This is a genomic window from Asaia spathodeae NBRC 105894 (assembly GCF_025994195.1).
GTDB lineage: Bacteria > Pseudomonadota > Alphaproteobacteria > Acetobacterales > Acetobacteraceae > Asaia > Asaia siamensis.
This window is the reverse complement of sequence record NZ_BAPY01000036.1, coordinates 1-12799: the sequence shown is the minus strand read 5'-3', so window position 1 is coordinate 12799 and position 12799 is coordinate 1. Positions and strand designations below refer to the sequence as shown.

Annotated in this window: 6 protein-coding genes; 5 read left to right on the top strand and 1 reads right to left on the bottom strand. The window is 56.9% G+C overall.

Annotated elements, in window-relative coordinates; all coding sequences use genetic code 11:
- Window positions 1–9: 9 nt before the first annotated feature.
- Together AA105894_RS10970 and AA105894_RS10965 are read left to right on the top strand one after the other, a co-directional pair.
- On the top strand, window positions 10–9447 hold the full coding sequence (locus tag AA105894_RS10970) for a hemagglutinin repeat-containing protein (protein WP_267311748.1): 9438 nt from the start codon (window positions 10–12) through the stop codon (window positions 9445–9447).
- Window positions 9444–9917, top strand: a complete 474-nt coding sequence (locus AA105894_RS10965) for a hypothetical protein (protein WP_267311747.1) — start codon at window positions 9444–9446, stop codon at window positions 9915–9917. Before AA105894_RS10970 ends, AA105894_RS10965 begins: the two co-directional genes overlap by 4 nt.
- A gap of 1 nt (window position 9918) precedes the next feature.
- On the opposite strand, the gene AA105894_RS10960 is transcribed toward AA105894_RS10965, so the two are convergent.
- Entirely contained in the window at window positions 9919–10788 is an 870-nt protein-coding gene (locus AA105894_RS10960; RefSeq protein ID WP_267311746.1) for an IS5 family transposase, read from the bottom strand.
- Window positions 10789–11323: 535 nt separating this feature from the next.
- Between AA105894_RS10960 and AA105894_RS15975 the strand changes: the two genes are divergently transcribed.
- The 3 genes from AA105894_RS15975 to AA105894_RS10950 form a co-directional block, all read left to right on the top strand.
- Entirely contained in the window at window positions 11324–11512 is a 189-nt protein-coding gene (locus tag AA105894_RS15975; RefSeq protein WP_373316768.1) for an endonuclease toxin domain-containing protein, read from the top strand.
- The gene (locus AA105894_RS10955; RefSeq protein ID WP_267311745.1) at window positions 11509–12039 is read left to right on the top strand and encodes a contact-dependent growth inhibition system immunity protein; all 531 of its coding nucleotides are present in this window, start codon (window positions 11509–11511) and stop codon (window positions 12037–12039) included. The genes AA105894_RS15975 and AA105894_RS10955 overlap by 4 nt, the downstream gene beginning before the upstream one ends.
- A 106-nt stretch (window positions 12040–12145) precedes the next feature.
- On the top strand, window positions 12146–12799 hold a 654-nt coding region (locus tag AA105894_RS10950; RefSeq protein WP_267311744.1), incomplete at its 3' end, for a hypothetical protein.

Sequence of the window (12799 nt, the reverse complement as noted above, 5' to 3'; positions counted from 1 at the left end):
GGCGGCGCCTTGTCTGTCTCGGGGCAGACGCTGACGAATAACGGGTCGGGTGTCCTATATGCGTCCGGGCCTCTGACAGCGACGCTGGCACGATATAACGCCGCACAGGGGGCGTCTGTAGCGTCGGATGCCACGCTCGACCTCACCGCTTCGGGTACTGTTCAGAATGATGGCCAGATCCTGTCGGCGCAAGGTATGAGGCTTAGCGCGCAGGGCGGACTGGGTAACGGTGCGAATGGCCAGATCGTTGCGACGACTGACGGCCTGTTGATCACGGCGCAGGGCGCAGGTCTGACCAATAACGGTCAGCTCGGCACGCTGAATGCGGGTGCCGTTTCTCTGAATGGCGCGAGCTATGCCGGGTCTGGCCTTGTGCAGTCTGCCGACAGCTTGACCTTGCGCATGGACGGATTGGCGTCGGTCGGTGGGTCGCTGCTGGCAGGCAAGGGGGATCTGTCACTGACGGCGGGAGCGCTGTCCTCAACCGGTCAGATCGGTGGGCAAAACGGCTTGCTGAGCGTGTCCGTTCAGGATGCCCTGCGCAATAGCGGTACGCTTTATGGCGCGACGGGTACGACGATCAGGGCGGGTGGCACGCTCGATAACAGTGACGGCCAGATCGGTTCGGGGAGTGGCGCGGTTTCTGTCTCTGCCGGGTCTGTTGCCAATACCCAGGGCAAAATTATCTCTCCAAAGGGCAGCGTGTCCCTGATTTCGGGAGATGTCGATAACCGCGCTGGCACCATACAGGGGCAGGACAAGGTTACGGCCACCATCAGTTCCCTCGATAATCGTGATGGCGGGGCTGTGCTCTCCCTGGGGTCGGATCTTATCCTGCACAACGGAAAGGACCCCCTTTCTACCGTACTCAACCAGGGGGGTACGATCGGTGCGACCGGCGTACTCTCCCTCGCCACACAGCATTATGAGTCTGACGCCAGCAGTTCCCTACTCGGGAATGGCGGTATGGCGCTATCGGTCTCAGGCGATCTCGATAATCAGGGCATCATCTCCAGCGGTGCCGACCTTGTTCTGACGGTTGACCGGTTGATCAATGGCGCGGGAGCCTTGATTGCTGCGAAAAATGGCGATCTGACGCTCACGACTAATGCGCATAGCGCAGATGCACTTTCCAATAGCGGTATCATACAGAGCTCGGCAGCCGGAAAGACACTCACGATTGTTACGGCGGGGCTGACGAATACCGGGAATATCCTCGGTAATGGAGACGTCACTGTCTCGGTCAGCGATGTCGCGATTAACACCGGCAAGCTGAGTGCCCTCGACGGCAGTCTCACCCTCAATGCGTCGTCGCTGCAAAACGGCGGGACTATGGCAGCGTCGGATCTGCTGTCGCTGCAGCTTTCCAGTTCAGTGCTCAATGAGGGCACCTTCTATGGAGCGCAGGGCGTTACATTGGCCGCCGGCACTTTGGCAAATCGTGGTGAGGGCCAGATTGGGGCCGATACAGGCACGGTTTCGATTGATACCGGTAGTCTGACGAATGTGGGTGGAACCATTCTTTCGACCCGCAAAGACCTGCAGATTAGGACGGACACGCTTCTTAATGAGGGCGGCATTCTGCAGGGCCAGACGGGCCAGACCATTGAGACTGCCAATTTGACCAATCGGGCAGGCGGGCAGATCCTGACCCGTGACGGCGCACTCGATATTGCAGGCAGACAGGGCATGCCGAGTACGGCAGTTGTGAACGATGCCTCGACCCTGCAAGCGTCTTCAATGCTGTCGCTCAAGGCGAATTCCCTGACAAACAGCAATGGCACGATCCTGACCACCGCAGGCGGGATGGATCTTGCGCTTTCTGGTGATGGTGCGCTCGATAACACGGACGGGATCATCCAGAGTGCCGGAAATCTGAGCCTTGGTGCAGGCGCCTATACTGGTTCCATCACCTCGATGCTGACTTCCAGCGGCGATATGGGGCTGTCCCTGAGTGGCGATGTCGTCAATGCGGGTCATATCGATGCCGGGGGTAACCTCGCCCTTGCAGCCCATAGTATTACCAACCTCGCCGGTCAAAGTGCTGACTCGCCTGCGGTCATTTCGGCAAAAGGCCAGACTCTCGCACTGACGGCCCAGGCCATTACCAATGCGGGCGCCATCCAGGCCTCTGGCGATCTGAGTACCCTGACGCTCGAGGCATCAGGCCTCCAGAACAGCGGCACGATTGCCGCGCAACGTGACATTGGTGCGTCAATCACAGGCAGCCTGGGCAATACGGGGACATTCGTCTCGCGTCAGGGTGCGCTGACGCTCAATGCGCAGGACGCTGCGAATTCAGGTTTTCTCGGAAGCGTTGCCCAGACCCGGCTCACCGTTCAGAACGGCGCGACAAATAGCGGGGTGATTTACGCTGACGCAGGCGTCGTGGCGCGCATGGCTGGTCAGTTTGACAACACTGGCGGGCAGATAGGTACGGCAAGCGGTGATATCACGCTTGACGCTGCGCGTATCATCAACGGGTCGGGACGGATCATTGCGCAGGGCGGCCTGCTCACGCTGACCGGTACGGCCATAACCAATAAAAGCGGTGTCCTTCAGGCGGACGGCTCTGTGGTGCTGGCCGCGCCACAATTCGACAACACGCAGGGACTTGTCCTATCGAAATCGACTTCTGTGTCTATCGGGGTGGCCAATGCGATCGACAGTGTGACCAATACCCAGGGGATTATTCAGGGTAACGGGCCTGTCAGTATCGGCTTTACCGACCTTGCCAATGACAATGGTCAGATACTGGCTCAGGCGGGCGATCTGGCTCTTCGTGGGTCAGGCAACGGTAGCGTGACCAATACGAATGGCGCCATCCAGGCGACAGGAGCGGTCACGCTCGATGCGGGTTCCTATCAAGGGGGAGAAAACAGTCAGGTCACAAGTGGTCAGTCCATGGGGCTGACAGTGACCAACGAGTTCACTAACGCAGGAAAGATCGCCTCGGTGGGTGACCTGACAGTGCAGGCTGGCAGCGTCTCGAGTGACCAGCACGGCATCATGGCCAGCACGCAGGGTAATCTTGCCCTCACAAGCGGTGCTGCCCTGATCAATCGAGGCGTGATCCAGACCGAATCGTCCCGGAGTCTGCTGTCGGTGCGGGCCAGCTCTCTGGAGAATGCGGCTCAGGCCGGGATCGTTGCCAATGGCAATGCAACACTTGTTTTGCAGGGTGCGCTCGATAATGCAGGCGAAATCACCGCCCGTGGAGACCAGCTGACGCTGAACGCAGCACGGCTCACCAACAGCAATCTCATGCTTTCGGGCGGCGCGCTCTCACTGTCATTGCCTGGAGACCTTACGAATAACGGCCTGATTTATGGTCTGGCCGATGTAACGCTGAATACGGCCAACACTGATAATCGCGGCGGGCAGATTGGCTCCGGTCAGGGGCTGGTGTCACTCACGGCCTCGTCCCTGCGCAACGATCAGAGCGGGCGCATTATCGGCACGGACGGATCGGTCCGCATCGCGGCCGGATCTATCGCCAATGACAATGGCCTGTTGCAGGCGGGGCGCGACATCACGCTTCAGACCGGTCGTCTGTCAAATGATGCGGGCCAGGTTCTTGCTGTCGGTGGCGCGCTGTCCATCGCCAGAGATGGGGCAGGCCATGCGCTTGACGACCTGATCAATAACGGGGGGCGCCTGCAGGCCGGGTCGGACCTTGCTGTTGCTGCGCAGCAGGTTGAGAGCTCTCAGGGCACGATCCTGACGCAAGGAGGCGACCTGTCCCTCACTGCCGGGCAGGGCGCACGTATGCGCCAGCTCGATCTCACCGGGGGTACGCTTCAGGCCGGACGGGATCTGACGCTCTATACCAGCGCGCTCACGGGAACCAGCGTGGTCCAGGCCACGCGTAACCTCGATTTCTCCACGGCACAGGATGTCGGGAGCTTTTTGTTCTCTGCCGGAGGCGACGCACGCCTCACGCTGGATTCCGGCTGGCACATCAATGCCGGGGCTGGCGTCATTGCGGGTGGCGGGATCACCGCCATAGCGCCTGATATTGCCAATAACGGCGCTCTTATCGCAGGCGCTGCCCTGTCTCTCTCGACACCCGGAAATCTGACCAATACAGGGCTGATCAGCGGTACGCAGGGCGTGCAGATCGCGCTGGATGGAAATCTGACCAACCGTCAGGGGGCTATCCTGTCCGATGCAGGCGATCTGACGATTGGAGGCAGGTCGGGCCAGTTTGCCGGGGACATCACGAACAGTTCTGGCCAGATTCTGACCGGAAGCGCTCAGGGCGACGTGGTCATCAGCGCGCGGTCCCTGACCAATGATATCATTGGCGGTGTCACCTACCAGCAGGGTCAGGTTGTTTATAGCCAGACCTACGATCAGGCTTTGGCAAACCCGCCGACACCCTCGAATCTTGGCAATACGGGGCAGTATTACTGGGGTCAGAAGATCCTGGCTATCCAGACTCCTGACGGTTTGCTGACGCCGGATGGCAAACCGGGATCGGGCTACGTGCTCGCTGCGCTTTATGGTGGCACTGCCGCCTCGAAGGTTGTCGTAACCGGCGTCGGGTCTCTGGCCACAGCCTCGAACGCACCCTCCGTCATTTCAGCAGGGCATGATCTGATCGTCACGACCAGTGGCGCCATTACCAATGATGCCAGCCATCTGGCTGCTGGCAACAACATGTCGCTCAAGGGTGGCTCGCTGAACAATGTCGGGTACGACACGAGCGTTACCTATACGCTGACCTGCTATAACGGAAATTCCTGCCGTTGGTACATGCCCCCCGGTGAGGCGGCCAATCCTTGGTTTCCTGGTGGCTGGCAGGTTGGATCGGGTGGTGGCTGGCCCTGGCCAAGCCAGATCTGGGGCAGCAGCCGCTCAAACGGGTTGTCTGGCACGATCGTGGCCGCCAACAGCCTGATCGGCGATTTTGCAGGGCAGATCAATAACAGCACGATTATCCAGCATGCGACCGCCGCACAGCTTGCCGCCGCCTCGCAATACCAGGGTGGTACGCCGGGTGGTGTGACGGCGCCTGGCATGAACGGTCATGCCGTAGGTGGCGGTGCCCTGACATTGCCCGGTGCCGATCGCCCGACAGGGAATATCGATACGGGCATTTCTGGCGGCGCCGGGGCGCAGGGAGGCATATCGGGCACTGGGCTAGATGGCGGGTTCTTGACTGGCTCCGGGCAACAGGCGACAGCCCAGTCAGGGCATGACGGGCTTGGTGCGTTCGATACGGGTGCTCTCGCTGGCGGTGGTAACACCGATCTTGAGCACAACGGTGGTGGATCGCTGACTGCGCCAGGTCAGGGTAATGGACTGGCGGGGGGACGACCCGAAACAGGGGGCAGCATCACACCCGGAGGGCTCCAGCCGGGTCAGGGCGGCAACGGGCTTTCCGGCGGTCGTCCATCATCCGGTGGGTCGGCGCCCTCTCTTGCTGGTGGAGGTGTGCTTCCGCAGGAAGGCGTCCAGACGGCAGCGGATGCAGCGCAGAATTTGCGTCTTCCGGGCTTTCTGAACAGCGCCGATCCGTCGGTCATGCAGGTGATTACCTCCATTCCGGCAGGCAGCGCGCTCTATGTGCCCAACCCGTCGCCCCAGGCGCATTATCTGGTCGAGACGAACCCGGCCTATACGAGCCTGACGGCGTTTCATGGTTCGCAATATCTTGTGGATCGTCTGGGCAAGACACCGTCGGATTATACGTTTCTGGGTGATTCCTATTTCGACCAGCAATATGTGCAGCAGCAGATTGTTTCTGCGACGGGCCAGACCTTCCTGGGCGGCACGTTTGTTAACGCATCCTCTCAGATGCAGGCACTGGTCACGAACGGAGCGGATCAGGCGCAGCGCCTTGGGCTGACTTTCGGTCAGGCGCTGAGCGATGAGCAGAAAGCATCCCTGACGCAGAATATCGTCTGGTATGTGCCGGTGCAGGTGAATGGTGCGACGGTACTGGCGCCGAAGCTCTATCTGGCCCCAGGCAATGTAGCGCTGAGCGGTGGCACGATTGCGGCGAAAGACGTGTCGCTTGCGGGATCGAGCGTCACGAATAGCGGAACGATCTCGGGCAGCAACAGCCTGAGCATTCTGGCGCGCAATGGCGACATTACCAATACGGGCACGCTGGCAGGCGGCTCGGTGAGCCTGGTGGCGCAGAACGGCTCGATCATCAACAGCGCGACGCTGAACGATTATCTGGTCAATGGCGGCAATCAGGGCCAGCTTGGCTCGGTCGGCACGATCACGGCGAGTGGGGCGGCGTCGCTCTCGGCCAGTAATGACATCACCTTCAATGGCGGTCGCCTGAGTTCGGGAGGCGATCTGTCGATGCTGGCGGGCAACAGCCTGACGCTTGGGGCTGCGACGGTGCGTCAGGCCACGGCGGTGAAGGGCGCCAATGTCAGCAGCGCGTTCAGCCAGACGCAGAATTATACGTCTTCCATCAGTGCGGGCGGGAATGCGGTTCTGGCGGCCCTTGGGGGCGATCTGAAATCGGCGGGGGCGACGATCGACAGCACGGGCAATATGGTGCTGTCTGCGGCGAAATCGCTCGATCTTGGGTCTGTCACGGACAGCACAAGCCATGACATCTCTGGCAGCAAGTCGGGCTTCCTGACGCATAGCAGCTTCACCGACAAGGGGAGCCTGTCGATCGAGCGCGGCTCGAACGTGACGTCTGGTGGCACGCTGACGGGTCTGTCCGGCGGAGATATGAGCCTCAAGGGTCTGATAGGCGCGCAGGGCGATGTCTCGCTTTCTGCGGGGGGCAATCTGACTCTGGATGCCACGAAGACGCAGAGTGAGGCGAGTGCCTCGCATCACGTGGCAGGGATCTCGCTGAGCAGCCAGGGCGCGCAGGGGACGCTGGGCTATGGCATGCGCGACGACAAATCATCGTCCTCGAGCACGGTCTGGACTCCGTCGGTTCTGGCCTCTCTGGGCGGCAGTGTTGCGCTCAATGCGGGCAAGGCACTCACGATCGACGGATCGGCATTGTCGGCGGCGAATGACCTGACGCTGTCGGGCTCGTCCATCTCGCTATTGGCCAAGGAGAACAGCCAGACCCAGAGCACGGCGCATAAGGAAAAAAGTATCGGCGCCAGTATCGGGCTCTCGCCGGGCTCTATGGTTGGGCAGGCGGTCAATGGCGCGCTTGCGGCCTCGAAGCAGGAAAACGGTGTGCTCGGGGTGCTTGGCGGCCTTCAGACGGCGGTGGGTGAGGCAGGGGCCTATCCGAGCGGTGCGTGGAAGAACGACATCATCGGCGTGCAGGCGAGTGTCGGTTTCTCGACCAGCAAGACGGCATCGCAGCAAAGCCAGACGACGCTGCAGGGCTCGTCTGCCAGCGCAGGTGGCACGCTTGCCATGGTGGCGCGTGGTGACAATGCTGCGGATGCGCAGAACGGTTCGATCAGTGTCACGGCGGGTCAGTTGTCGGGCAGAGATGTGGTGCTGGCAGCCAGCAAGGACATCACGCTGCAATCGGGCGTCGAGAAAAGCGAGACGGAAGGGTCGAGCAGTTCCTTTGGCGTCTCGGTCGGGGTGCGTGCCAGTGTCGGCATGACAGGCACGGGTGCCAGCGTGTCGGCGTCAGCGGGTGGTTCGACGCAGCACAGCCAGTCTGACAGCACGACTCATGTTGTGACGACAGTGACTGGCACGAACAGTGTCACACTGACCACGCCCGGCACGACGACGCTTGATGGCGCGGTGGTCTCTGGCGGTCATATCGGTGTGCAGACGGGTAATCTGGTTATCAGGAGCCCGCAGGATACGGCGCATTACGAAAGCCATTCGACCTCTGCCGGGGCGAGCATTGCAGTTCCCCTGACACCCGGTGCGCATGTAGGCGGTGGCGCGAGCATGGCGCACACGTCGATCACGGACGAATACCGTTCGACCGGAAAGGACCAGTCGGGCCTTTACGCGGGTGACGATGGTCTTGATGTCGAGGTGTCCGGCAACACACATCTGACCGGTGGCGTAATCAGCAGCACGGCAGAAGCGGCGCGCAATCATTTCAGCACAGGCAGCCTGACGGCGGAGAGCCTGGACAACATCTCGCGCTGGAGCGGCACGAGCGTCTCGGCGGGCGGCGGGTATTCGAAGGGCGAAGCGCCGGAAGATGTGCTCAAGACCAGCACGTTTGCTGTGGGTCATGAAGACCACAGCGAGAGCAGCGTCACGCAATCGGTCATCACGGGCACTATCGATGTGCAAAGTGGCAGCACGTCGGGGCATTACAGCACCGATCTTGCAGGCGCGAACGGGCATCTGGACAATGATTTCGACGCAAAGAAGCTGAACACAACGCTTCAGATCCAGACTGCAGGCCAGACGCTGGCAGAAAGCGCGGTCGAAATCGGCGCCGCCGCTTACGACAAATATCAGGCAGATCAGGCTTCGGCTGCGGTGCATAAAAGCATTGCGGATACCAAAGTAGCGCAGGCTAATTCTGCTGTCGCAGCGAAACGGGGCCAGGACGGAAACGCGAATACGTCATCCGGAAATGTCGGATCCAGCCTCTCGGGTGATCAAACTCTGACAGGCGAACATCACTATGCTCATGGGCTCGCCTCTTATGATCTCACAGACCCTGATCAGAGTGGCACAAGGACAGACGGTCAGAAGATTAGCGCCTATAATGACAACCATGGCAATGACACTCTTACAGTTACTGCCCTCCGGCATCACATGGCTCCTGGCCTTGATTTCCGCTACGGCATAACGGCCTCTGAAGTTGGTAACGCACTTCTAACTGGTGGCAGTAACCTGCCGACCATTCTTGGTGCGGGATTTGGAACTGGGCTAGCTGCCAAGCAGTACATGGATGGAGATAAAAAAGAGGCGGCACTTACTCTGGGTTTTGCGGGAGCAACGGTCATTGACGGTTTCAACCCAAAACTTCTTTTAGCCCTTTCCCGCCTGAGAAAAATGAGGGAGGCCACGAGAGATGAGGGCGAAGCAGGTAATATTTTTGGAAGTGTTAGGCACGAAGGAGAGGGCGAAAGAGGTGGTGGAACGTCTGGGGAGCGTAAGCCGGATACAGGCGATAGAGATGAAAAAAACCCACCACCTGACGACGAAAACGACGTTCCGCCGCCTAACAACGAGGGAAAACCATCTTATCCAGAGCCTAGAAACGAGAGAGATTTACGAGGAGGTCCGCTCGAAAACGCAATCAAATGGCGAGGTGACGTGCCAATGGAGGGCGGACCCAAAAACGGGACTGTTTATAGAGCGGATAACCAAGGAAATATCACTGTTTACGCGACATATGATAAGGACGGAGTCATCTTGAAAAGAGTTGACGTTAGAGGGAGAGCCCATGCCGGGGTAGAAACCCCGCATGTGCTTGAATATGGTAGGAATACTCTGCCAGATGGTTCCATTAGAGCGCAGAAGCCTAAAGGATCAAAGCCCAGAGAAGCAAGAGTGGATGAAATACCTTGAAAAAAATAGACACAATACCCAACGTTAAAGATCCAATCAAATATACCAATTGGCTTGGTCCTTGCATAAATGATTCTGAATCTCCGTTGGTTTTTTACATGAGTTATAATTGTAATCCTTCTGACTGCATTGTGTTCTCTAAAGTTCTTTTTCCTGAATTTTTCTTATTAAACGATTATGTATTTGCGCGAGTTGCCATTAGTCCAGAAGCTGCAAAAAAAGGAATGGAAGACAGTAAAAATAAAAAATTCGACGAAGAAAGTTTTAACCAAATTTATATATTTGAATTATTTGATGGAAACAAAATTCGTGTAGATGATGATATTGCTAAAGATATTGGTAAAATAATTGCATTTTCTTGGGATTTATCCTTGAAAAAAACATTCCCAGACCGAAATTTCGTCGTTAATTATATAGATGATGAAAGTAATTATGGGCCGATAGTAAATTTCTACGAAATTCGCGGTTAGGTCACGTTGACAAAGATTTATAGGATCTGAGAGCCTTTTTGGAAATTCCCGGGTGGGCGTTTCTGCGTAGCATGAGGCTGCCCATGGCGATGTGGATCATGGCCTCGGAGACATCGACGCGCTGCTCGTAATCCCGCACGAGACGTCGCCAGCGGGTCATCCAGCCGAAGTTCCGCTCGACGACCCAGCGGCGGAGCAGAACCTCGAAGCCTTTCGCGCCGTCCGAGCGTCGGATGACCTCGACGCTGAAGTTCTGGAATGCTGCCTTGTCCATGAGCATCGCCCGGTCGTAGGCACCGTCGGCGAACAGGTGCTTCACCCACGGCCAGCGCTTGCGGATCGCGTCCAGGATCATCTGGCCGCCGGCGCTGTCGGAAATATCCGCGGGCGTCAGGCCCACCATCAGCAGGCGGCCGTCGGTATCGACGGCGATATGCCGCTTGCGCCCGACGATCTTCTTGCCTGCGTCATAGCCTCGCGTCTTTGCGTGCGGCGCCTTGATACTTTGACTGTCGATCACACCGCCCGTCAGGCTCGCTTCACGCCCTTCAGCTTCACGATCGAGCATCGTGCAGACGTCATGGATCGTACGGAACAAGAACCGGCGCATCAGACGGCGAAACCACCAGTAGACTGTCTGCCAGGGGCCGAAATGAACAGGAAGCATCTCCCACCCGCAGCCTGAGCGCACCAGATAGCGCAGGGCGTTGAGTATCTCCCGAAAATCGACGCTCCGCTTGCGCCCTCGCGGGCTCGCAGGCGGCATCAGAGGCGCAATCTGTCCCCACTCTTCGTCGGTCAGATCAGATGGGTAGCGCTTCGTCTTGCAGGATAGAGCGGCCATGCGTGCTCGGGCTTGAGGTGTCCACATCCCAAGGGTGAATCACCTTTCATACCCGGTGCAAAGCAATATACCCCCAATTTCCAAAAGGGCTCTGAGAGAGTAAAGTTTTTGTCTGGCGACGTGGAGGTGGTCATCGAAAATGCAGGTAAAATTATAATAAGCGTTTTAAAGGTGAATTGATGGAAGAGTATAATAGAGAAATATCCAGTCTCCTTGATGTGTGTCGATCATATATAAAAGGAGGTGTTGATTTACTATTTGTGCAAGCAAAGATAAGGTTGACGGAGGATATCATATATTCGTACGAAAATCGGCATTGCGCTCAGTTCCTTAGTAAAATTGAAAATCAAATAGAGCGAATTATTTATACGATCGACGATGATGACCAGGAATTAGCTTCTAAAAAAGTGTGCTCTGAAATAATAGATTACTTTAATAATAAGTCTGCATTATAAAACATTCTGCCGAAGTGCCTATGGCGCTGCTGTCACGTTAACTAGCGTGAGGTAGGCGAAGCCCTCGAAAGGGACATAGAGTTTATTATGATGTCAAAAAAATATAGATAGCTTGTTCGCCTTCAAGGGGGGGGACTTCAAAGGGGACGCCGGTCCCTCTGGAGGATGTAAAAAGCCGGGAGCTGTATTTAGCCATTCCGTACGACACTGGTGCAGCGCAGATGGAGCAGATCAAGCGAGCGTATGACTATGCTGCTCAAAAAGGAATTAACCTAACAGTATGGAAATTAAAATGAGCATTGTTGAGAGACGGTATTGGGCAAATATAAAAATGAATGAGAAATTCATAAATTTAAAAACGCACTCTGGATATAGAATATTCCAGTATGATTATTCAGGAGAAAATATTTATCTTTCTCCAGAGGTAAATAATATAGATTTTGGATTGGAAATATTGTCTGCCCTTGGCGCCAGCAGGTTTGTGCTTCCAGCGCCTCGCAATGATGTCGTAGTCCACCCTGACGTTGAATACGATGCACCCCTCCATAATTATATCCTGACGGAGGAGCGTTATAGAAAGTGGGTAACGGAAACCATGGAAAAATTTGGCTATAAGACAAAAAGAGCCATGTTCAAAAATATGAAAAATTGTGATGTAGTAAAGAGTAGTGAAAATATGAAAATAAAACCATGGTTTCATAATAAATTGGAGGCCTGGTCTTTGGATGGTATTTCTGAAGAGGATAATGTAGTTATCCCCGCCGATAGCAGCGCGGAAGAGATAGGCGTAGCGGCGCGTCTTGCTTTGAGTAGATGTATATGAGCCGAAGCAAGAGAGTTGCATGAAAATTTTCGTAGAGCGCACTTCTGAAGAAGCAGATCGAATTTAAAAACGACACGCAAACAGATATCACGGCTCGCAATATCTTGTGGATCGTCTGGGCAAGACACCGTCGGATTATACGTTCCTGGGTGATTCCTATTTTGACCAGCAATATGTGCAGCAGCAGATTGTTTCCGCGACGGGCCAGACCTTCCTGGGCGGCACGTTTGTTAACGCATCCTCTCAGATGCAGGCACTGGTCACGAACGGAGCGGATCAGGCGCAGCGCCTTGGGCTGACTTTCGGTCAGGCGCTGAGCGATGAGCAGAAAGCATCCCTGACGCAGAACATCGTCTGGTATGTGCCGGTGCAGGTGAATGGTGCGACGGTGCTGGCGCCGAAGCTCTATCTGGCCCCGGGCAATGTCGCGCTGACGGGCGGCACGATTGCGGCGAAAGACGTGTCGCTTGCGGGCTCGAGCGTCACGAACAGCGGCACGATTTCGGGCAGCAACAGCCTGAGCATTCTGGCGCGCAATGGCGACATCACTAATACGGGCACGCTGGCGGGCGGCTCGGTGAGCCTGGTGGCGCAGAACGGCTCGATCATCAACAGCGCGACGCTGAACGATTATCTGGTCAATGGCGGCAATCAGGGCCAGCTTGGCTCGGTCGGCACGATCACGGCGAGTGGTGCGGCGTCACTCTCGGCCAGCAATGACATCACCTTCAATGGCGGTCGCCTGAATTCGGGTGGTGAC

What these genes read in the sequence shown, in the direction of transcription:
- AA105894_RS10960 (WP_267311746.1), bottom strand. Translation starts at nt 10,788, where the DNA reads ATGTGGACACCTCAAGCCCGAGCACGCATGGCCGCTCTATCCTGCAAG.
- AA105894_RS10955 (WP_267311745.1), top strand. Translation starts at nt 11,509, where the DNA reads ATGAGCATTGTTGAGAGACGGTATTGGGCAAATATAAAAATGAATGAG.